Source organism: Nocardioides alcanivorans, assembly GCF_021555175.1.
Taxonomy (GTDB): Bacteria; Actinomycetota; Actinomycetes; order Propionibacteriales; family Nocardioidaceae; genus Nocardioides; species Nocardioides alcanivorans.
The window spans coordinates 11,880-32,458 of record NZ_JAKGRW010000002.1 but is presented as its reverse complement, the minus strand read 5'-3'; the positions used below and the strand labels follow the sequence as shown (position 1 = coordinate 32,458).

At 68.1% G+C, this 20,579-nt stretch carries 24 protein-coding genes, 3 tRNA genes and 1 pseudogene; 9 read left to right on the top strand and 19 right to left on the bottom strand.

The features are described 5' to 3' along the window. The 7 genes from L1066_RS00285 to L1066_RS00260 all read right to left on the bottom strand — a co-directional run bounded on the left by L1066_RS00285 (position 1) and on the right by L1066_RS00260 (position 7,752). Positions 1 to 957, bottom strand: a complete 957-nt coding sequence (locus L1066_RS00285; RefSeq protein ID WP_235734382.1) for a thiamine pyrophosphate-dependent dehydrogenase E1 component subunit alpha — start codon at positions 955 to 957, stop codon at positions 1 to 3. 177 nt (positions 958 to 1,134) lie between these two features. Continuing rightward, entirely contained in the window at positions 1,135 to 1,977 is an 843-nt protein-coding gene (locus tag L1066_RS00280) for a fumarylacetoacetate hydrolase family protein (protein ID WP_235734381.1), read from the bottom strand. An 85-nt stretch (positions 1,978 to 2,062) separates the two neighbouring features. Beyond that, positions 2,063 to 3,997 carry a thiamine pyrophosphate-binding protein gene (locus tag L1066_RS00275; RefSeq protein WP_235734380.1) on the bottom strand — a complete coding sequence of 645 codons (1,935 nt, stop codon included), beginning with the start codon at positions 3,995 to 3,997 and terminating at the stop codon, positions 2,063 to 2,065. Positions 3,998 to 4,118: 121 nt separating this feature from the next. Further along, the gene (locus L1066_RS28255) at positions 4,119 to 4,340 is read right to left on the bottom strand and encodes a ferredoxin (protein WP_376707622.1); all 222 of its coding nucleotides are present in this window, start codon (positions 4,338 to 4,340) and stop codon (positions 4,119 to 4,121) included. Between the two features lie 52 nt (positions 4,341 to 4,392). Next, positions 4,393 to 5,754 (bottom strand): hypothetical protein, encoded by a 1,362-nt coding sequence (locus L1066_RS00270; RefSeq protein ID WP_235734379.1) that lies wholly within the window; start codon positions 5,752 to 5,754, stop codon positions 4,393 to 4,395. After that, positions 5,747 to 6,868 carry an aromatic ring-hydroxylating oxygenase subunit alpha gene (locus L1066_RS00265; RefSeq protein ID WP_235734378.1) on the bottom strand — a complete coding sequence of 374 codons (1,122 nt, stop codon included), beginning with the start codon at positions 6,866 to 6,868 and terminating at the stop codon, positions 5,747 to 5,749. The genes L1066_RS00270 and L1066_RS00265 overlap by 8 nt, the downstream gene beginning before the upstream one ends. Before the next feature lie 527 nt (positions 6,869 to 7,395). Further along, positions 7,396 to 7,752 carry an aspartate/glutamate racemase family protein gene (locus L1066_RS00260; RefSeq protein WP_235734377.1) on the bottom strand — a complete coding sequence of 119 codons (357 nt, stop codon included), beginning with the start codon at positions 7,750 to 7,752 and terminating at the stop codon, positions 7,396 to 7,398. Between the two features lie 32 nt (positions 7,753 to 7,784). Here L1066_RS00260 and L1066_RS00255 point away from each other — a divergent pair, with 32 nt between their 5' ends. Beyond that, positions 7,785 to 7,928 carry a hypothetical protein gene (locus tag L1066_RS00255; protein ID WP_235734376.1) on the top strand — a complete coding sequence of 48 codons (144 nt, stop codon included), beginning with the start codon at positions 7,785 to 7,787 and terminating at the stop codon, positions 7,926 to 7,928. Then, positions 7,925 to 8,590: a toprim domain-containing protein gene (locus L1066_RS00250; RefSeq protein WP_249223888.1), complete on the top strand. Its 666-nt coding sequence runs from the start codon at positions 7,925 to 7,927 to the stop codon at positions 8,588 to 8,590. The genes L1066_RS00255 and L1066_RS00250 overlap by 4 nt, the downstream gene beginning before the upstream one ends. On the opposite strand, the gene L1066_RS00245 is transcribed toward L1066_RS00250, so the two are convergent. From L1066_RS00245 to L1066_RS00235, 3 genes are all read right to left on the bottom strand, one after another. After that, positions 8,547 to 9,218 carry a hypothetical protein gene (locus L1066_RS00245; RefSeq protein ID WP_235734375.1) on the bottom strand — a complete coding sequence of 224 codons (672 nt, stop codon included), beginning with the start codon at positions 9,216 to 9,218 and terminating at the stop codon, positions 8,547 to 8,549. The genes L1066_RS00250 and L1066_RS00245 overlap by 44 nt on opposite strands. Before the next feature lie 66 nt (positions 9,219 to 9,284). Beyond that, positions 9,285 to 9,479, bottom strand: coding sequence for a hypothetical protein (locus L1066_RS00240; RefSeq protein ID WP_235734374.1), 195 nt, complete (start codon positions 9,477 to 9,479; stop codon positions 9,285 to 9,287). Positions 9,480 to 9,787: 308 nt separating this feature from the next. Further along, positions 9,788 to 9,860: transfer RNA gene (locus L1066_RS00235), tRNA-Arg, on the bottom strand. Positions 9,861 to 9,979: 119 nt separating this feature from the next. Between L1066_RS00235 and L1066_RS00230 the strand changes: the two genes are divergently transcribed. Further along, complete coding sequence (locus L1066_RS00230) at positions 9,980 to 11,002, top strand: phospholipase D-like domain-containing protein (RefSeq protein ID WP_235734373.1); 1,023 nt, start codon at positions 9,980 to 9,982, stop codon at positions 11,000 to 11,002. A gap of 121 nt (positions 11,003 to 11,123) precedes the next feature. On the opposite strand, the gene L1066_RS00225 is transcribed toward L1066_RS00230, so the two are convergent. The 3 genes from L1066_RS00225 to L1066_RS00215 form a co-directional block, all read right to left on the bottom strand. Next, positions 11,124 to 11,261, bottom strand: coding sequence for a hypothetical protein (locus tag L1066_RS00225; protein ID WP_235734372.1), 138 nt, complete (start codon positions 11,259 to 11,261; stop codon positions 11,124 to 11,126). Between the two features lie 185 nt (positions 11,262 to 11,446). Then, a tRNA-Ser gene (locus tag L1066_RS00220) sits at positions 11,447 to 11,537 on the bottom strand. 56 nt (positions 11,538 to 11,593) lie between these two features. Continuing rightward, a complete protein-coding gene (locus L1066_RS00215; RefSeq protein WP_235734371.1) occupies positions 11,594 to 12,028 on the bottom strand; it encodes a hypothetical protein in 435 nt (144 codons plus the stop codon). 103 nt (positions 12,029 to 12,131) lie between these two features. On the opposite strand from L1066_RS00215, the gene L1066_RS00210 reads away from it, so the two are divergent. Further along, entirely contained in the window at positions 12,132 to 12,506 is a 375-nt protein-coding gene (locus tag L1066_RS00210; protein WP_235734370.1) for a hypothetical protein, read from the top strand. 62 nt (positions 12,507 to 12,568) lie between these two features. Then, positions 12,569 to 12,656: transfer RNA gene (locus tag L1066_RS00205), tRNA-Ser, on the top strand. 141 nt (positions 12,657 to 12,797) lie between these two features. On the opposite strand, the gene L1066_RS00200 is transcribed toward L1066_RS00205, so the two are convergent. The 3 genes from L1066_RS00200 to L1066_RS00190 all read right to left on the bottom strand — a co-directional run bounded on the left by L1066_RS00200 (position 12,798) and on the right by L1066_RS00190 (position 14,949). Beyond that, the gene (locus L1066_RS00200) at positions 12,798 to 13,025 is read right to left on the bottom strand and encodes a biotin/lipoyl-binding carrier protein (RefSeq protein WP_235734369.1); all 228 of its coding nucleotides are present in this window, start codon (positions 13,023 to 13,025) and stop codon (positions 12,798 to 12,800) included. A gap of 66 nt (positions 13,026 to 13,091) precedes the next feature. Next, positions 13,092 to 14,120 carry a hypothetical protein gene (locus L1066_RS00195; protein WP_235734368.1) on the bottom strand — a complete coding sequence of 343 codons (1,029 nt, stop codon included), beginning with the start codon at positions 14,118 to 14,120 and terminating at the stop codon, positions 13,092 to 13,094. A 10-nt stretch (positions 14,121 to 14,130) separates the two neighbouring features. Next, a complete protein-coding gene (locus tag L1066_RS00190; protein WP_235734367.1) occupies positions 14,131 to 14,949 on the bottom strand; it encodes a carbon-nitrogen hydrolase family protein in 819 nt (272 codons plus the stop codon). 62 nt (positions 14,950 to 15,011) lie between these two features. Here L1066_RS00190 and mobA point away from each other — a divergent pair, with 62 nt between their 5' ends. The 4 genes from mobA (at position 15,012) to L1066_RS00170 (ending at position 17,901) form a co-directional block, all read left to right on the top strand. Then, positions 15,012 to 15,596, top strand: coding sequence for a molybdenum cofactor guanylyltransferase (gene mobA, locus L1066_RS00185; protein ID WP_235734366.1), 585 nt, complete (start codon positions 15,012 to 15,014; stop codon positions 15,594 to 15,596). Between the two features lie 67 nt (positions 15,597 to 15,663). Continuing rightward, the gene (locus tag L1066_RS00180) at positions 15,664 to 16,002 is read left to right on the top strand and encodes a DUF6457 domain-containing protein (protein ID WP_235734365.1); all 339 of its coding nucleotides are present in this window, start codon (positions 15,664 to 15,666) and stop codon (positions 16,000 to 16,002) included. 46 nt (positions 16,003 to 16,048) lie between these two features. Continuing rightward, complete coding sequence (locus tag L1066_RS00175; RefSeq protein WP_235734364.1) at positions 16,049 to 17,035, top strand: NAD(P)H-quinone oxidoreductase; 987 nt, start codon at positions 16,049 to 16,051, stop codon at positions 17,033 to 17,035. 68 nt (positions 17,036 to 17,103) lie between these two features. Further along, the gene (locus L1066_RS00170; RefSeq protein ID WP_312006605.1) at positions 17,104 to 17,901 is read left to right on the top strand and encodes a bacterial proteasome activator family protein; all 798 of its coding nucleotides are present in this window, start codon (positions 17,104 to 17,106) and stop codon (positions 17,899 to 17,901) included. 542 nt (positions 17,902 to 18,443) lie between these two features. Here the strand turns inward: L1066_RS00170 and L1066_RS00160 are convergent. From L1066_RS00160 to L1066_RS28250, 3 genes and pseudogenes are all read right to left on the bottom strand, one after another. Further along, positions 18,444 to 19,256 (bottom strand): HAD family hydrolase, encoded by an 813-nt coding sequence (locus L1066_RS00160; protein WP_235734362.1) that lies wholly within the window; start codon positions 19,254 to 19,256, stop codon positions 18,444 to 18,446. Beyond that, positions 19,253 to 19,765: a GNAT family N-acetyltransferase gene (locus tag L1066_RS00155; protein WP_235734361.1), complete on the bottom strand. Its 513-nt coding sequence runs from the start codon at positions 19,763 to 19,765 to the stop codon at positions 19,253 to 19,255. Before L1066_RS00155 ends, L1066_RS00160 begins: the two co-directional genes overlap by 4 nt. Beyond that, positions 19,755 to 20,562: pseudogene (locus L1066_RS28250) on the bottom strand (HAD family hydrolase). Before L1066_RS28250 ends, L1066_RS00155 begins: the two are co-directional and overlap by 11 nt. Between the last annotated feature and the right edge of the window lie 17 nt (positions 20,563 to 20,579).

Here is a 20,579-nt window from a genome sequence, read left to right as displayed (position 1 = left end):
TCATCGGTCGTACACCCCTGTCAGGTCGAGGTCAGCTGCGGTCAGCTCACGATCCCGCTTCGCCGTGTCCAGTGCCTCTGCCACGAGCTCGGCGGCGCCGCGGTCGATGCCGGCGATCCGGTCCGCGTCGACGCCGTGCTTGGCCGTCAGATGCTCGGCGAACCGGACGATCGGGTCCGCCGCTTCGGCGCGCTCGAGATCGCTCCTCTCGCGGTAGCGCGCGGGGTCGGCCGCGAAGTGGCCAGTGCGCCGGTAGGTGCTGAGCTCGACGAAGGACGGCGATCGTTCAGACCTTGTGTGGTCAACTGCCTGCCCGACAGCATCAGCGACTGACACGAGATCGTTGCCGTCAACCTTCACGCTCGGGATGCCATAGCCTGCGGCCCAGTCGGCGACGGAGGTGCCGGACAGCGCAGCCGAGGCCGGCGTCGAGATCGAGAACTGGTTGTTCTGACAGACGAAGACCACCGGCAGCGCGAGACCAGCCGCCATGTTCAGGGTCTCGTGGAAGTCCCCTGTGCCGGCGGTCCCGTCACCGAAGGCGCAAATCGCGATCTCCTCCTGGCCACGCTGGGTCAGGGCCCATGCCGCACCGGCTGCCATAGCGATGTTCGGGCCGAGCATGATGCTCGCGAACGGCATGACCTGGCCGGCTGCATGCCCGTCAAACGGGGCGGCGTGCCGACCCTTGGTGGCTGCTCCATCGCGGTGGAGCATCACTCTGAAGATGTCTTCGAGCGGCCGTCCGCGCATCCATTGCACAACCAACGAACCGCGGTAGTGCGGGTACAACACGTCCCCGGGCGCGGCGCTGGAGAAGGTCCCGATAATGGCGGCCTCCTCGCCGATCGACGGATACCAAAGCCCGGAGAGCTTGACGCACTCCTGCTCGATCGCGCGCGACACTGCCATCGCGCGGTAAGCCTCGATCCCGTCCTCGACGGTGTGGACGCTCATGGAAGCCAGCCCCGACCTGCATTGGATTGCCTGCGCCAGTCGCCGGACACAGGGGTGAACGACAAGTAGTTCTTCATGACGTGAAGTCTCGGGCTTTGTCCGGCGGTCGTCAGTGGTCGGACTGCACACTGCGGGACGCCAGAATGGACTGTTTCGTCAGATCGGCACGGCACCATGTCAGGCTCGCCTGAATTGCTGCGAGATCTCACCTATTCCCTCGATGGTGCTGACGAGGACGTCACCCGGCTGCAGATAGACAGGGGGTGTTCGCGCCACCCCCACACCGGCTGGCGTTCCCGTGAAGATGAGGTCGCCGGGAAGCAGGGTAAGGACTGCGGAAAGGTGCTCGATGAGCGAGGGGACATCAAAGATGAGGTCCGACGTCCGGCCAACCTGGACGACGTCGCCGTTGAGGCGGCACTCGATGGCCAGGTCGGTCGGGTCTTCCAGCTCGTCCAGAGTGACGAGCTCTGGTCCGATCGGGGTGAAGCCCTCGTAGGATTTGCCGAGGCTGAACTGCGGGACCGGGCCCACCATCTGTCGCTGACGCTCCGAGAGGTCCTGACCGACGGTGAAGCCAGCGACGTGGTTCCACGCTGCCGCGGCACTCACGTTGCGCGCCTCCGCGCCGATGACGACGACGAGCTCCACCTCCCAGTCGGCAGTGCCGGTAGCGGGGAGGGCGACCACGGCGTCGGGGCCGGTGATCGACGCAGGAAACTTGGTGAAGACGGCCGGCGCCGCAGGCGGATCGATGTTCGCCTCGGCGGCGTGCGCACCGTAGTTCAGGCCGATCGCGAACACCTGCCGGGGATGGGGAATCGGTGGTCCGAACGCATGTCCGGCGACCGGGGTGCGCGAGTCGCGGTTCACCTCGCGGGCCCATTGGAGGAACTCCTGCCAGCGGTCGAGGACCGCGAGCGGGTCCGGACCAAACTGGCCGCTGCTCGCCTCGGCGACGTCGATGCTTTCAGTCCCGTTGAGGATGACGAATCGTCCTCCGATGTTTGCGCAACGCATGTGTTTCCTTCACTGTTGTCGGGCCAGCGAGAGGCCCGGTGGTGGGCGCCACCCACGTGGTGGCTGGCGCCCACCGTTTTGGGGGTCAGTAGCGGTAACCCGTGGCGGTGGCCAGCTCGAGCAGCTCGGCCTCCGCATGGCCGCAGAGCTCGGCCATGAACGACATCGGGATCCGGGTGCCGTTGTCCAGAGCCGACTTGTGCAGGCGCAGCGCCTCCACCTTCGAGAGCACACGGAAGTGCCGCACCAGGTCGTCAGACAGGTCCTCGATGCCGCGGGAGTAGAACTCACCGATCTTCAACCGCAGCCAGGGCACCGACGCCTCGATGCTCTCGCAGTCCGCGACGACGTTGACGACCGCGACCTTGCCCGAGTCGAACGACCTTCGGAGGGCGGGACGGAGCTCAGCAGCATCCTCGACGTGCTCGACGTGGCACCCGAAGGGCGCAAACACACGGTCATAGCGAAGGTCTGGTGTCATGTCCCACGAGCCGATGTCCGGTTGGATGTCCTCCCGCATGAGCGAGTTGCCGCCCCACGAGCTGTTGTTGAGGACCACGAGCACCGCGGGGATTTCATAGCGCACGAGTGTCTCGATGTCCATGCCAGCAAGCCCGATGCCGCCATCACCGATCAGGCTGACCACCTGACCACCCGGCCGCGCCACTCCTGCCCCGAAGGCCATCCCCACGCCCTGGCCCAATGCCACCCGCGGGCCGGCGTCGAGGACCTGGCTCGGTCGCACGGCCCGGACTGCGTCAGTGAGATACAAGGAGCCCTGGTAGGAGTCATAGATGATGGTCGCGTCCCTGTCGGCCTCGTCAGCGATCGCCTGGGCGAGCTCGTAGGTGTGGATCGGGCTGCGATCACGCACCTCGGCGAGCTTCGTGTGACGGTTGGCGTCGAACGCAGCGCGCGCCGCTTCGAGCCGCCCGGTCCATTCTGGCCGCGGCACGGGGAGCTCCGCGCGTCTGCGGCGAACCGCCTCGAGGAGCTGCTGAAGGACAAGCTTGCTCGAGCCGACCACATTGACCCTCGCATCGAGTCCCCACCAGAGGTCCTCTGCGGTGTCCTGTGCCTGGATGTACGCCGTCCTCGCTGCGGTTGGCCAGTCCGGCGGCTCGAACCAGGACTCAAGCTCACCGGCACGAAGTCCGACGACAAGCACGACATCGGCCTCACGCAGCATCGACCCGCGATAGCCGGACGCGAGCGCGAGGGGGTGCTCTTCACTGATGGCGCCTCGTGCCGTCCGCCGCGCGCCGGTCGGGGCGTTCAGGGATTCCGCGAGCGCGACGAGCTCAGCCGAGCCGTTCGACCAGTACACGCCGTCGCCCGCCAAGATGACGGGCCTTTCCGCACCGGCGAGGAGGTCGGCAGCCTCCTCGATGCGTGATGGGTCGGCCTGGGTCTGCGGCAAGACTGGGGTCTCGCCCGTCCCGGTGAGGTACTTGCGCTGGACCGCGTCACCGTGCGCCCACTGGTTGTTGAGCGGGATTTCGAGCACGACCGGTCCAGCCGGGTAGGTGACCGAGTCGGTGATCGCCTTGTGGACCCAGTGAGCATTCAGCTCCCAGTCGGTGAGCCGCCGAGTCCACTTGGCGACGGTCTCGAAGCAGTCGGCGGCGTAGCCCTCCTGCAGGATGCCGAGCTGGTCGCCGGCGGTCCCGTGCTGTCCGACGAGCAGGATCATCGGGCTTCTGGTCCCGATGCCCTGGGAGAGCGACGAGAGCGCATTCGCCATTCCAGCAGACGCGGAGACGAAGAACACGCCCGGCTTCTTGGTGATCCTTCCGTAGGCCTCTGCAGCGAAGCCTGCAGCCTGCTCATGGCGGAAGTGCCACATCCGGGCGCCGAGGCGCACTGCCTCCTCGATGACGGGATTGATGTATCCGTGAATGCCGAATAGGTCGGTGACTCCGTTCTCAATGAGTGCCTGAGCGACCTCCCGAGCACCGGTCCGGTGCGGATGTCGAACGAGGAGGTCACCGGGCGTCGGCGGACTTTCGATGGCGGTCATGTCTTCTCTCCTTCTGGTCCGCGGCACAGCGCCGCGGACCGTCGTGCTGCTCGACGGACCCCGTACGGGCGCGTCGGTCTTTGAGTGGTTGTCCGGGGAGGAAGTCGAACGTTCGAGAACTTCAGTCGGAGCGGTTACGGTCCTGGTCTGCGGTGTCGATCCACCGGATGGCGTCGAACGGGCACGCCGCGATGGCCGCATCCACCGCGGTGCGGTCGGCTGAGTAAGACGGACCATTGGTGGCCCACGCGAGTCCCCAGTCGTCGGTGGCGAAATGCCGATCTGCTATCTCGTGGCAGACCCCGTAGCCGCGGCACCGCGTCGGGTCGACATGAGGTCTCATGCGCTGGCACCTCCCGATTCGTGCCGGCCCTCATCAACGGACCAAGGAACCTCTACGGCGGACACGGAGACCAGGTCGCGCCGACGAATCGTCGAAGGCGCCCACGGCTCAGCGTGGCTGCCCGGGTGCTGGCCGCGCGCCCGCTCGGTCCGGGACAGGTGGCTGCGCAGCTGCTCTGGATAGTGCTGCATGGCCGTGCGGAGCAGCGTCGCCACACCGTCGGGCACCGCACAGGCCCCCGCCCAACGAGCTGCGTGCTCCAGCGGGTCAGCTCCTGCTCCGGATCCCCTCCCAAGTTGCGCAGCCGCCCCGAGGGTGGGGCGAAGTCGGTGAGGTGATGGGCGATGTCTCTCGTGGCGTTCATGCAGACTCGGCACTGACCAGCATTGTTCCGGGCGTAGTAGGTGGCAACCTGGGCGACCACGCCTGGCACCTCCGCGGCGTCCGGGATGATGTAGAGCGAGCAGCATCCGAGACCACCACCATGGTCTGCGAAGGAGTCCCACGAGCAGGCCAGGTCGTCTGAAAGTGGCAGGACACCACCGAAGAACCCGCCCGCGAGAAGAGCTGGTGCCGTTGATCCGCCAGCGATACCGAACCGGTTCAGGACGGTGGCGACCGAGAGCGCCTGGGGCACCTCAACAAGGATCGGCGCTGCGAGCGCACTCGTCAGGGTCAGCAGGACGGGCGCGTCGCCGTGCGGTGGATCTTCGAGAAGCGCCCGTGCGACCCGGGCGAGCGTCTCCACGTTGGAGACCACTGTCGGCGCATCACCGAGACCGACCTGATGCGGTCGTGGGGGTCCCGCCGTCGGCCTGGCGATGCCTGATGTGATGGCGCGCACCACAGCACTCGACTCACCCGAGACGTAGGTTTCCTGGGCCGCGTGGACCTGGACATCCAACCCCAGCCTGGTTCCGACCTCGTCGAGCGCACGCCGGAGGGTCTCGCGCGACACCGGGTCCGCCACGTAGAGATGTGCGACAGCTGCGCCCACAGCGGCTGCGGTCAGCGCCAGTCCGTCGAGCACGAGATGAGGACGGTGACGCATGAGGTAGCGGTCCTTGACGCTCAAAGGCTCGCCCTCCGCGCCGTTTCCGACCACGACCGGCGTCCGTCCCGTGCGTCGCGCCGCACTGCGGACGCTCACGATCTTGTCCCAGTAGCGGAAGCCGGCACCACCTCTGCCCCGGAGCTCGCGGACGGCCGGGCTATCGGCCAGCTGGCCATGGACCCGCTGTCGTCCCGAGCTCGACAGCGCCCGATATCCCCCCGCAGAGAGGTAACTCGACAGCTGCTCCAGACGTTTGGGATCGGGCAAGATCACGCCGTCGACAACTCCGGACCAGCTAGCCACCGAGGTCCCGCTCTTCACCATCTTGATGGCCGACGTCGAGGTGGCGGTCTCAACCATCGCTGCCCCGACTCAGCATGAAGGCGAGGTACCGCTGCAGATGCAGCACCGGGAACTCCTGGTCGTGAAGAACCCCACCCGTAGCCCAGGCCGACGACATGTTGGCCTGGACCCGGCCGTTGACGGCCGAGTCCTCCGCCTGGACCGGATCGATGTATTGCTGGGAGAGATCGGCCAGCTCCTCTGTGATGCCTTCGGGAAGGTTGCTGATGTGTGCGAGCCGATGCATGATCAACCGGTGTGTCCCGACCGACGTAGGCAGGACTTGGAGCCAGGTCGACCAATCAGCACGAGCGGCGAAGACCGTCATCGGGAATCGGGTCACAAGCAAGGTGCCGCCGCGGTGGTAGCCGTCGAGGCCGGGTGCCGGAGGCAATGACACCGGCGCGATCAAGTGTCCATCCTCCTCACCTTCCGCTGCGGCTGCGCTGACCGGCATCCGGCAGGTGTAGAGGTGCACCCCGGCAGCTCCGTCCCCGACTTCCGCGGTGAGGCCTGGGAGCATCTCCTCCAAGGTGTGCTGGTGCGCCCCGAGATGGTGGTAGAACTCCATCGCGTTCTCGACGACCGGCTTCCAGCCCGCGTCGAGTTCACCCCAGTCCTTGGACGAGACAACCCGCCAGTCTGACAGGTCATATTGCCCCAGGAAGTGATCGACGGGCTCCATCCCGAGCGGGATCGTGGTCTCCGCGTCCAGGTTCACGAAGATGAAACCCTGCCAGATCTCACTGCGAACCTCGGGCAGCGAGTACAGCGCCGGGTCGAACTCGGACCGGCGCTGCATGTCGACGGCGTTCAGGAGTGAACCGTCCAACCGGTAGGTCCACATGTGATACGGGCACTCGAACCGTTCGATCGTCCCGCAGGCTGGCACCATGCCGGACCGATCGGCGGTCACATCGGCGTAGCGATGTCGACACACTCGCGAGAGCACTCGCACCGCCTCGTCGGTGCCGCGCACCACGACCAGCGGCTCGCCGAGGAGGTCGACAGTGATGAAGTCACCCCGACCGGGGACCTGCTCCACCCGTGCTATCGCGTGCCAGTCCTTGCGCAGGATTCGGTCGACCTCCAGCTCGTAGAACGCAGGATCCGCGTATGTCTGCGCAGGCAAAGGTGTCGCCTGCTCGAGCGGTCGGGAGGTTTGTTCGCGCAGACGTTCCATCAACTGCGGCAGCGGAGCCCAGTCGCCGCGCGACGAAGCGGGTGCGCAAGGGTGTGTCGCGGCGGAAAATCGAGCTTCTTGGCATTCATTTTCAGACATCAGGACGCTCCTCTCAAGCACCTGATACAGATGCTTCACTCTCGTCGGTCGGCGTCCTATGGCGTCTTTGCCCACTGGCCGCGGACAGATTGGTTGTTCGGCACACTCGACACTCCAGCGACTCTGCCCGGCAGGGGAATCGGGAAGGGGTGAGCTCCAGCCACGAGCAAGGCACGGACGGGCAAGTCCCACGCTCTGCCGGGGATCAGGTGGGAGAAGGGAGAAGCCTCGTTGCCTTCTACCTCGGCGCGTGAGGACTTTCGTCGCCACGACAAGGACCCGCTCTTGCGCTACTTCCTCGGTGGCCCAGGTGCGAGTGCGGAACGGCGAAACTACGCTCGTTGCCTGTGTCGGGCGAGCCGGTCACCGGCAGGACGTCACGACAGCCGCGTCTTCTTCGGCGGCGTCAGATACGTCACTCGGCTCGCTCGGAGGCCCAGCCGGACCCGCGACTCAAGCCACGTGACTGCGGCACCGGTCGGGTCCACGACCGGGACAAACGGCCCTGTGCTGGCGAGCTTCTCCTGAACGGTCGCCGCCACCTGGTTCATGCCCGTGCATCCGAGCACGATCACATCCGCGCCATCTGACTCGATAGCCGACTGTGCTGCAACGTAGAGGCGATCCACGAGGAGGTCATGGTCATCCAACGCAAGCACGGGAATGTCGACGACCCGGATCTGGGAGTTGACCCGAGATCCGAGACCGTAGCGTCGGGTGAGTCCGTGGAGCATCGGCACGACGTTAGGCAGAACGGTGATGATGGATGCTCGAGATCAACGACCTCACCCAAGACTTCTTCGAAACCCAATTCACCGATTCGTGGGGCCGCGACTACCTCACCAGCCGCCTCAGCGCCGACATCGCCGGTGACCCCCGGTTCCGGCCCGGTCAGGAACCGGCCGGCTGATCGACCGGTTCCGCGACCGGGTCACCTTCCCGGTCATCCACCGCGGCGAAGTGCTCGGCTTCGTCGGCCGCCGGCGCCCCGGCCTCGTCGACACCGACAAGGCCGGGCCGAAGTACCTCAACACCGCCGACACCGCGCTGTTCCACAAGGGCGCCCAACTCTTCGGGATCATCGACGACCTCGTGGTCGACGGGGCGGTGCCGGTGATTGTTGAAGGACCCATGGACGCCATCGCGGTCACCCTCGCCACCGGAGGCCGCTACCTCGGCGTCGCCCCCTTGGGCACCACGCTCACCGACGAACAAGCCCGCCAACTCTCCGCCATCGGCCGCGACCCGATCGTGGCCACCGACGCCGACTTCGCCGGACAAGTCGCCGCCGAACGCGACTTCTGGATCCTCACCCCCACGGCCTGGACCCCGGCCACGCCCGCTTCCCCGACCGACTCGACCCCGCCGAAGCGAAGGGGCGGTCGGGGCCGCAGATGCCGCCGGGAACTCTCCGGACGGGGCGTCGGGGGACGATGGAGACTGCAGGTCAACAAGGGTCGGGGCCATCACCCATCGTCAACCCCAACCCGACGACCAGGCAAGAAACCAATCCGCGCAACGCTCCCCCTCACGACCGTTGACAACAGCCACGACGGGCTACTCCGTCGTTGACAGCCGATCGCCGGTCACGATCCTTGAACTTGTCGCTGTAGATCGGAACCGAATCCGGCGGGATGAGGGCGGCAGCCAACGCAAAGACCTCCTCATCCGACAATGCCTCGTCCTCGGGGAGCGTCAGACCCATCCATCCGTCCTCGGCACGAGCGTCACCTTCCACGACGATGTCGACGCACATGACCTGCCGTCCGTTGCGCCACGTCACCATCTCTTCGCGGCCCGGGTGCGTTCGGGCGCGTTCCAGGAGTTGCTGGCCGGTAGCCAGCAGCCGGTCGAAGAAGGCGTCGGCGTCATCGGCAAAGAAGTCACTCCAGTCCTTCTCGGTGGGCAGGAGTTCTCCTTGGCCGTAGAGCCCGAGGAAGACTTCGTAGGCGTCGTCCGGCTCGCCGTTGCGGTGGTAGTCATTGAACGCGAGAAGCCAACAAACCGCCGCCTGCTCATCCCATGTGGTCACCGCACGGGCACTGCCCACGTGAAGTGAGCAGATCAGGCCACGCGGAAACGGCCCGTAGATCGGCTCCGCGAGATCGGGCGCAGCTCCTCGCATGTCGACGAACATCGTGACGGCTCGGTGCTCGTCCTGGAAGTCGCGGGCGTCGTGGTAGACGAGACCCTCATCCAACCCAAGGTCGTCTCGCAGGCAACGCCGAGTGACCCGAAGGTTCGGAACGTCCACCGACGCGAATTGTCAGGAGTCGTTGCGAAGACGTGCAGCAGCGGCCCGGGCCCGCTCCAACCGAGCAGCGCGCTTGGCCTCGGTGCGCTCACGAGCGGCTTGGAGAAGTTCCGCATGCTCTTCTTGGGAGTAGGAGTCCAAGCGCGCAACAACCTGCTCAGCCGCGGTGGCAGGTGCCTGCTTGCGGTGCTTCAGGGTGGGTGCCACAACGTCCTCCATAGAACTCCGAGTGACTACCACGGTAGCCGAGGAAGAGAAAACCATCTCGCAGATGTGATTCGTTCGTCAATCCGATGCGCGTGCAGACTGCTCCCCGGCTCAGCAACAACCCGGCACGACATCGTGGCTGTCGGCCTCGCAGCGACCACCCCAACCCCCGACGTACGGCGACGTGGAACCACTCCAGGAATCGCGGATGACCACTCAACCCTCAAGGATGGGATGACGGTAGGGATGCGGGCCCGCAAATGCCAGCAGGTCAGACCCGAACCCGGGCCTGACCTGCGAGGACTGTGTGCGCCTGTAGGGATTCGAACCCCAAACCTTCTGATCCGTAGTCAGATGCTCTATCCGTTGAGCTACAGGCGCTCGTCGAACTGACTGGATGAGAATAGCCGATGTGCGCCGGCAGTCGAAATCGGGGCGTGGGGCGCATCCACGAACAGGGCATACTGGTCGCAGTTTCGGGGGATGGAAGGTGGAACCAGGTGGACAGGTTGGCTCCTGACGGTCGGAGGCAACTCTTCGAGGAGACCGCTTCCCCGCTCTTCGAGGAGATCGCCAACCGCGGTGGCGTCCCTCACGACGACCAACTCGTCCTCGAGGAGGAGGAGTCCGTGCACCTCCTCCTCGAGATGGGACTGCTCCGTGACGAGGACGACCGCTACGTCGTCGTCGACCCGCAGTCGGTGCAGACACAGGTGGTCGCACCACTGAGCAAACGCGGTGCGGAACTCATCGAGGAGTCCAGCGCCTGGGCGCGGGTCTTCGACAACCTCGGCCAGGCCTACCGGCGCTCGCCGTCCACCCACAGCGGGCAGATCAGCGAGCTGCGGGGCGAGGAGATCGAGCAGTTCCTCGCCGCCGTCGTCCCCAGCGCCCAGCAGGAGCTGCTCACTGCGCAACCGCAGACCGGCCGCGATGCCGCCCTCCTGAAGCACGCAGCCGAACGCGACGTGAGCGCCGTACGGCGCGGGGTCACCATGCGCACGATCTATCAGCACGCAGCACGCAGGAACCGGGCCACCCGCGCCTACGTCGCGGAGGTGACGGAGGCAGGAGCCGAGGTGCGCACGCTCGACGAGTTCTTCAACCGGCTGATCGTGGTCGATCGTTCGGTGGCCGTCATCCCGCACGGGGAGAACCTCGGCACCGCCCTGGCGATCCGCGACACCGGCCTGATCGCCTACCTGGTCGACATCTTCGAACGGTCGTGGGAACGCGGCCGCCCCTTCACCAACCGTGACTCCGACCTGGTGAAGGGCATCGCGGAGGAGCAGCGGGCGATGTTGATCCGGATGCTCAGCGAGGGGCACTCCGACGTCACCTGCGCCAAGCGGCTCGGGGTGAGTCCACGCACCTATGCCGGCTACGTGGCCGACCTGAAACGCGAGTACGAGGTGGAGACACGCTTCCAGCTGGGCTTCGTGCTCGGCCAGGAAGCGGTCCGGACCGGCGTGGACCCGAAGCAACCACCCACCGAGGGAGCCGAGCGCAACCCTCGGAAATGACGCGAGGGCAGCGACGATGCGCTGCCCTCGCTACTGAGACGGGCCGGGGGGATGGCTCTGGGACCGAACATGTGGGGGGATGAGTTGGGTCCTCGTCTCAGGTCTTTGTGGAGTTGTCTCCTCAGTGACTCGCGGAAGAGGTGGGTGCGGGCTTGACGATGTAGCCCCAGCTGGTGTCAGCATTCGCGGGGGCAGCTCCGGCCCCGACGGCGATGCCGACGGCGATGGCCAGCGCGGCCAGACGACGTGTGAAGCGCATGAGTTCCCTCCCAAGAATCTTCCCCGTGTCAACCAGTCTGCCCGGTCCGACGTGGGTCCACCAGTCCCTTGCCCTGCAAAAGTATGCATTGCAAGAAAGTGCAGACCTTTGGGACATCTTGGCCAAATGACCGAGGCCCGGGTCCCTCACCGGGACCCGGGCCTCAGGTGCCTTGCGGCACGACGCGGAGGCGGAGGGATTTGAACCCTCGATGGGGTTTTAGCCCCAAACCCGCTTAGCAGGCGGGCGCCATAGACCAGACTAGGCGACGCCTCCATCGATCGCGGACACTCTAGCGGCCCGTGGTCACGGGTGCAGAATCGGCCCCGAATTCAGGGGCGGGAGGTGAGGTGACGACCGACCTCGCGGACGAGTTCCTCACGGTCGCCGGCGATCACCTCGACGGGCAGGACCGTCGCGTCCCCACCGCGAAGACGGAAGATCAGGCAAGGAGCGCCGGCGACGGTGTCGGTCGCCAACTCCTCGACATCGGACCAGCGAGCCTGCTTCACGCCCGCCCCGCGCACGAATCGCACCTGATAGCCGTCGTCGGTCAACCGCAGCACCCAGCCCCTGCTGGTGAGCTTCGTGCCCACCACGAAGATGCCGATCACGGAGACGATCACCGCGACCGAGAGCAACCAGACGGGGGCGGCGACGAGCACCACGATCGCGGTCACGACAAAGATCAGCGCGCCGAAACAGAGCACCGTGATCCCCAGCAACCGGGCAGCAACAGCGGGGGCCAGTCGATAGTCGGACGCCATGGGCCCATTCTCCCCGAACGCCGCCGGGCGTCCCCACCCACCCCTTGCCTCCGCCTGTGATCGGCGTCACACTCGAACCCCAGCTCGCACATCGGAGGCCCCCATGCACGATGCGTGTCACGGCACGATGCTCGAACTCAGCCAACTCCTCGACGCCCCCAGGCAGCACGGCACCGCCTTGGGCAACTGGCGGTGGACCGTCCGCCAGCGCCTGTCCAGCCTGCGCGAGCAGCTCGCCAGCGAGGCCTCCCACGCCAGCGACGGCTGGCTGGCCGCGCGGCAGGCCTCGGTGCTCCGGGAGCGCAACGAGCTGATGGGCCGCATCGCCGTCTTCAGCCCACAGGTGCTCAGCAATCCCGACATCGACGACGTGAGTCAGATGCTGCGTCGACTGCTGGCCGACGTCAGTCATCACCGCCAGCGCCTCCACGACCTCGTCTATGACGACGTGGAGCTCGAACTCGGCGGATCGGAGTAGCCCGCCAGCCCGCGCAGCAGCCCGCGTAGACTGCCTCCTCGTACTCGTCTCGGCGGGTGCGAGGAGGGGTGCCGGAGTGGCCTATCGGAACCGCCTTGAAAGCGGTCGTAGGGAGACCTACCGCGGGTTCGAATCCCGCCCCCTCTGCCAAGAGTCACCGACATGAGCCGGTGACCACGCGCGGCACCGACTGTGTCACGTAATTGCATGCTTGGTGTGTGTGGCTACGGCCCACAGGAACCCATTTCCCCGCCCGGGCGGGGAATCTTGACCGCCACCGGGGCGCGCGGGTCAGCCCAGCGTCAGCATGATGTCGCCCTCCTGGACGACGTCACCCACGGCCACCCGGACCTTGCGCACCGTGCCGGGGTGCTCGGCGAGCACGGGGATCTCCATCTTCATGGACTCCAGCAGGATCATCTGGTCCCCTGCGGCCACCTTGTCGCCCACGGCGACGTCGATGCTCATCACGTTGGCCACCATCTCGGCGACGATGTCAGTCAACTGTTCCCGCACCATGGCGGTGACGCTACTCCCGGTGTCGGGTTACCCGGAAGTACGCGTCCCGGCGGCAGCCGCAACGGCTCAGAGAAGGGCCTCGAAGCGTCCGGCCTCGGGGCGTACGGCGCGCGCCTCCTCGTCGCGACGGGCGCGCCGTCCGCGGGGACCGGTGAGTGCGAGGTCGAGCCGGATCGCGACGTACCCGAGGACCACCCCGGGCGGGAGCGAGTAGAGGACGATCAGGGCTGCCTCGAGCCACCCGGTCTCGGGATTCATCAGCACGGTCGCGTAGCTGACGGTCAGGCAGGCGCCGAACGCGGTGACCCACCAGCCCTGGCGCCGGCGCGCACGCATGTGACAACCCCAGACGATGGCCGGCGCGCCGATGAACAGCACCGTCGGCCGCGGGACGGCGCCGAGATGGTCCCGGTGCCAGCGGACCGCATCGAAGACGTGGCCGAGCAGGCCGGGCGGGCCGTAGCGACGCAGCAGCTCGGCGTAGGCGATCAGTGCCACGACCGCCACCGCACCGCCGACCACGACGACGAGGCCACGCCGGCCGAGACTGTTGAAGCCCGAGCCGAGGCGATAGACGAGGACCAGGGTGAGGGCGAAGGCGAGCCCCAGCGAGACGTAGTCGAATGCGTCGATGGAGACGGTCGGTCGATAACCCACCACGCCGAAGGCGCCGATCACCGACACCGCCGTGGCCACCCCGAGCTCACGCACGGCGAGAACGAAGCGTGGCGCCGGCGCCGTCAGGATCACCGCGAGCACACCCGTGGCGACCGCGGTGATGCAGGCCGCGCCGGCGCGGAGCATGCCGATGTCACCGACCACCGCCGCCGTACCGAGCAGGGCCGCGAGGGTGCCGAAGATCCACGGTCGTCCGCCGGCGCGCGCCGACAACGACATCGCGATCACGGTGGAGAGCACCACCGCCGCGACCTGGTCGCACCAGGAGGGACCGACGTCGAACGCCGCGAGCAGCGCGAAGGCGAGCCCGACCGCCGTCGCGCCCAGTCCGGCCACCACCAATGTCCGCCGCGAGAAGGTACGACGCGGACGGGGTTCAGCACGCATGGCGCGACGACCGGGGGCAGGGCGGGACACGTGGGTGAGGTTACCGGGGCCTGCGCCGTCGGTTGGCGAGGGACGGGTTCGCCTCGCGAGCCTCGTGGAGCTGCTCACGGCGCAGGTCGGCGGTGATCACGTCGCGGTCGGCGCCCGCCTCGACCACCACCTGCCCGTCGGGGCCGACGACCATGCTGTGGCCGGTGTAGCGCGGGCCCGGCTGGCCGACGGCGACCACGTGACAGACGTTCTCGATGGCTCGGGCCCGCACCAGCGTGCGCCAGTGCTCCACCTTGAGCGCACGCTCCTGCGGTGTACGACCGGCCACCCAGGCGGCCGGGACGACGAGTACGTCGGCACCCCTGTCGACGAGGTCGCGAGCAAGCTCGGGGAAGCGCAGGTCGTAGCAGGTCATCAGGCCCAGCGTGAAGCCGCCGAGCGCCACGGTGACCGGGTCCCACTCGCCAGCGCTGAGACGGTCGGACTCTCGGTAGCCGAAGGAGTCGTAGAGGTGGATCTTGCGATAGTCCGCTCGTGCGCGGCCCCGCACCAGGAGTGTGTTGAAGGGCGGCCCGTCGGAATTGTGCTCGAACATGCCGGCGATGACGGTGCGATCGGCGCCGGCCAGGTCCGTCACCGCACGGGCGAAGGCCCCATCGGTCGGCTCGGCGTGGGGCGCGAGGTCGTCGGTGGGCTTGCCGAAGTCCCGTGCGAAGGCCTCGGGGAGGACCACCAGCTCCGCGCCGCGGAGCCCGGGGTCGTCGGCCAGGGCGGTCACGGCGGCACGGTTGTCGGAAGGGTCGAGCCCGGCCGGCAGCTGGGCCAGGGCCACCCGCAGTGTGGCGGGGGCGTCGTCCGAGGTGCGCATGCCTCCAGCCTGCCAGACGCTCACCCCTCGGACACACGGCTCGGCTGCGGCAGGATGGGGACATGACCGGAGCTTCCCCTCTCGCGCTCGGCGCCGTGATCCTTGCCGGCGGTACCGGCGCCAGGATCGGCGGCGCCGACAAGGCCTCCATCGAACTCGGTCCCCGCACCCTGCTCGCCTGGTGCCTCGACGCCGTCATCGACGCGGGCGAGGTCGTGGTGCTCGGCGACTGGGTGCACACCGAACGGCCGGTCACCTTCACTCGGGAGGACCCGCGCGGCGGCGGCCCGGCTGCCGGGCTGCTGCACGGCCTCGACTCGTTCGCCCGCCCACCTCGCGAGGTCGTGGTGCTCGCCGTCGACATGCCCAACGTCACGATGGGCACCATCGGCCGACTCCGCGATGCGGCCCGGGGTCGCGACGGCGCAGTGCTCTGTGACCTCTCCGCACGCCGCCAACTGGCGATGGTGCTCGACGCAGGGCGCCTCGCGAAGCACGCTCCGCCGTACGACGCGAGGCACGGGCTGCCCCTACACCGCCTGCTGGACGGCCTGGACCTCGTCGACGTGCCAGCCCTGGCTGACGAGGCACACGACATCGACAGTTTCGCTGACCTGGCCGAGGCGCGACGCCGCTTCGAGTCGTGACTGCCGATTCGCTGCAGATCCGGCCGGCGGGGTTGTCACGGCCCGTTCGAGCGGACACTCTGGAGGAGTGAACCTGCACGACTGGATCGATGAGCTCTGCGACGCGCTCGACATCGAGGCGGAGTTGGACGAGGCCTTGGTGCTCGACGTGGCCCGGGTGGCTGCCCACGCCGTCCAACGCCCCGCGGCACCGATCACCACCTTCCTGCTGGGTTACGCCGCTGGCCAGACGGGTGCCGACGCCGCGGCGATCGAGGAGTTGGCCGAGCGGGCCAGCCAACTGGCGACCAACTGGGACCGGCCGGCCGACGCCCCCGACCCGGTCGACGTCGACGAGGAGATCCCCGACGACAGCGCGGTCGACCACACCGCCGACGTGGCCGACGTGGCCGACCTGCAGCACTGACGGGCTGATCGCTGGCGCGCGTGCTGCCGGTCGCTACCGTGGCCCCATGCGCGCTGTCATCGCCACTGAGCCCGGAGGGCCCGAGGTCCTCGCCATCACCGAGGTCGAAGCTCCCACACCGGGGCGGGGCGAGGTCGTCATCGACGTCGTCGCGACCGCCGTCAACAAGGCCGACACCCTGCAACGGCGCGGGTTCTACCCGCCGCCTCCTGGCGAGTCCGACGTGCTCGGCCTCGAGTGCAGTGGCCGGATCGCGGCCGTGGGCGAAGGTGTCGACGGGCTGGCCGTCGGCGACAAGGTCTGTGCGCTGCTGGCCAGCGGCGGCTATGCCGAGCAGGTGCTGGTCCCGGCCGGGCAAGTGATGCCGGTGCCCGAGGGCATCGACCTCGTCTCGGCCGCCGCGCTGCCCGAGGTCGCCTGCACGGTGTGGTCCAACGTCTTCATGCTGGCCGGGCTACAGCCGGGTGAGCGCTTCCTCGTGCACGGTGGCGCAGGTGGCATCGGCACCTTCGCGATCCAGCTGGCCACCGCCCTGTCGGCCAAGGTCTTCACCACCGCCGGTTCGGAGGAGAAACTGCGGGTCTGTCGCGAGCTCGGTGCCGACGTGACGATCAACTATCGCGACGAGGACTTCGTGGAGGTGCTCCGCGAGCACGGCGGTGCGGACGTCATCCTCGACAACATGGGTGCGAAGTACCTGCCACGCAACGTGGACGCGTTGGCCACCCAGGGCCGGCTCGTCGTCATCGGCATGCAGGGCGGCTCCCAGGGAGAGCTCGACCTCGGCAAGCTGCTGAGCAAGCGGGCCGCCGTACTCGCCACGTCGTTGCGCGCTCGGCCGGCCGAGGAGAAGGCGGCGATCTGCGCCTCCGTCGTCGAGCACGTCTGGCCCCTGGTCGCAGAAGGTGCGATCAAGCCGGTGATCCATGCGGTGCTCCCGCTCGAGCAGGCCGGTGCCGCCCACACGCTGGTCGACGAGAGCAGCCACATCGGCAAGGTCCTGCTGACCACCATGAGCTCGCTTCCCGACTGATCGCTGCGCAAGAGCTGCTGCCTCGGCGCGCAAGAGGTGCTGCTTCGCGGGGTTTGTAGGGTGGGGCCATGAGTGAGAACACCGGCGAGGAGCAGCACATCGTCATCGTGGGTCCCGACGGGCAGCCGGTGGGGAGCATCCCCGCCGACGCCCTGGCGGCTGCCCAGCAGGAGGTCGAGGACGCCGATTCAGCTGGTCCCGGTGGCCTGGCCGACCTCGTCGAGCAGCCCGCGAAGGTGATGCGGATCGGCAGCATGATCCGCCAGCTCCTCGAAGAGGTGAAGGCAGCGCCCCTCGACGAGGCGAGCCGCAACCGCCTCAAGGAGATCCACCAGTCCTCCATCAAGGAGCTCGAGCAGGGCCTGGCTCCCGAGCTCGTCCAGGAACTTGAGCGGCTGTCACTGCCGTTCGCCGAGGGCACGCCCAGCGACAGTGAGCTGCGCATCGCGCAGGCCCAGCTGGTCGGGTGGCTCGAGGGTCTCTTCCACGGCATCCAGACCGCGATCTATGCCCAGCAGGTCGCCTCCCGCGCGCAGCTCGAGCAGATGCGTCGTGCCCTCCCCAGGCGATGGCCGCCCGCGCGCAACAGGCACAGCAGGGCGAGCAGCCTCCCGGCGTGGCCGGGCCAGGACAGGTACCGACCAGCGGCGATCCTGCGACCGGCGGCATGTACCTCTGAGCGTTCGTCCCTGACGGTCGCGGCGCGGAGGTCAGCGCGGGCGGCGCCCCAGGAAGGCGCCGATCCCGAAGACCACCAGCCCGACCAGCACCACCACGACCGGCACGGTGATCGACTCCATCACGCTCGGCGCCTCGGAGTCGTCGAGCACCGTCGGGGTCGTGGAGACCTCGGGCTCCTCTGCTGACGGAGACACCGGCTCCTGCGCCTGCACCCCGGTCAACTGGTTCAACCGGCGCACGGTGCGGTTGTCGGCCTCCCGGGTGCCTTGGTTGCTCAGCGCGAGCACCTGACCATCGTCACCCTCGCTCCCGAAGAAGACGTAGGTCTGGGAGCCCTTGCGCACCCCGCGCAGACCACAGTCGGCCGCCGACTTCGGGGAGGCCACCCGAACCCGTTCCGGCAGGTCGCCGCGCCACCAGCGGTCGACCTTCACCGTGTAGATGCGGGTGACCACGCCGTCCTTGGCCGACTCGGCGACGTCGGAGACCGTGCCGGTGAAGACGTAGGGCAGCTCGGCCTGCTGGGCCGGTCGGAGCCCCGCGTCAGCGCATGCCTCGATGGCCTGGGCCGCGGGCGCGGTGACCACGGGCGCCGAGAGCGACAGGCCCACGACAGTCATCGCCGCCACGAGCAGGCGTCGCCCTGTCCGCGCGCGCTCTGACTTCACGCAGGTCACCTCCGGTCGCTGTTGCATCGCGTCAAACACTCTCACAGGCTCCCCAAGAGTCAGGGCTGCCGGAGGTCCTCGAGTCGGAAGAGGTCCGCGAGCACAGTGGCGACCCCGTCCTCGTCGTTGCCGGGCGCGACGTCGGTGGCCACCCGGCGTACGTCGTCGTGGCCGCCGGCCATCGCGAACGAACGCCCGGCCCACTCGAGCATCGCCATGTCGTTGGGCATGTCACCGAAGGCGACGACCTCGTCGGGGCGGATGTCGAGCTCGGCGCACAGCCGAGCCAGTGTGGTGGCTTTCGTGACGCCGAGGGCCGACATCTCGAGCAACGCGAACTGGGACGACCAGGTCACTTCCACGATCTCTCCGACGAGCTCGTGCGCCTGCCGCCAGTAGCTCTCGGGGACCGCTTCGTCGTGGAGGGCGAGCAACTTGACGACCTGGTCGTCGAAGATCGACTCCAGCTCCCCGGTGGGGATGTCGGCGGATCCCGGGTGGCGGCTGGCGAAGGTGCCCTCGCGAGCGAAGCCGTTGGTCTTCTCGAGCGCGAACGACGTGCCCGGCACCTCGTGGCGCAGTGTCTGAGCCACGCCCAGCGCCAGGTCCCGGGGCACCGTCAGGGCATGGCGCACCTCGCGCCGGGTGACGTCATAGACGATCCCGCCGTTGGAGCAGACCGCGAGGCCGTGGCCGCCGACATCGCTCCACAACGCATCCATCCAGCGGATCGGGCGGCCGGTGACGAAGACGACCGGGACGCCGCGCGCATCGAGCTCCCGCAGCACCCGACGGGTCCGCTCGCTCACCGTTCCGTCGGGTCCGAGCAGGGTGCCGTCGAGGTCGGTGGCGACCAGCCGCGGGAGCTTCAACCGACGCCTCCCGGCCGGACCATCACCAGGTGCCCGTCCTCGTTGCTGCCGCGCAGCTGGGTGAAACCGCTCTTGGCCAGCACGCGCAGGCTGGCGGCGTTGTCGGGGACCACGCTCGCCCGCACCCGGACCCCGACCCGATCAGCGGCGTCGCACACGGCCGAGAGGGCCTCGGTCGCGACGCCACGGCCGCGGGCGTCGGGCACCAGCCCGTAGCCGACCTCGACCTCGGCGATGCCGTCGACAGCGGTCGGCGGGCCGTAGAAGCCGATGCTTCCGCAGACGAGCCCGTCGACTCCACGCACGATCAGCCGCGACCCCCAGGGCGTGAGCTCCTTGATCATGCTGCAGGCATCCAGGTCGTCCTCACGAGGGAAGCCCTCGGCGAAGCTCGGATGGCGGACGCCGGCCCGCAGGTCGGCGGCCTGGGCCGGGGTGATCAGGGGCAGCACGAGACGGGTGGTGCGCAGCGGGGTGAGCGGCAGCTCGCCGGTCGGTTCAGTCGACATCGCCGAACCACCGGTCGAGCTCGACGGCGGCGCCGTGCTCGTCGACGGGCAACGTCACGTGGTCGGCGGCCGCCAGCACCTCGTCGACGGCCTGGCCCATCGCGACAGCACGGCCGGCCCAGTCGAACATCTCCAGATCGTTGCGGCCGTCGCCGATGGCGAGGGCGTCAGCGGCGGTGAGGCCGAGGTCGGCAGCGACCTTGGCAAGACCGGAGGCCTTGGAGATCCCGATCGGCGCCAGGTCCATCCACGCGGTCCAGCCGATGACGTAGTCGGTGCCGTGCAGGCCGAGCTCCTCCGCGAGCAGCTGGAAGTCCTCGACCGTCGCGTCGGGGTCGCGGATGATGACGCGGCTGACCGGCTCGGACACCATCTCCTCGATCGGAGTCACCACCATCTCGCCGCCGAGCTCGCCCGGGGGAAGGGTCGGTTGACACGGTAGCCCTTGCCACGCTCCTCGACGCCCACCAGCGCCTGCGGGTGCAGGCGCAGCACGTCGTGCACGACGGCGGCCGCATCGAAGGTCTCCTCGTGCACGACCTCGACGGGCGGGTACTCGACGATCACCGCGCCGTTGGAGGCGACGATCCAACACTTCTCGCCGTTGAGGGAAGCCCGAGCTGCTCCGCGATCGGGATCATGCCGTGGATCGAACGGCCACTGGCCAGCACGATCTCGGCACCTGCCGCAGCGGCCCGGCGTACGGCGTCCCTCACCACCGGGTCGACCTCACCGTGCACCGCGCCCGAACCGGTCACCCAGCGCAGCAGGGTGCCGTCGATGTCCAGCGCGACCAGCTTGGGCCGCCAGGTGG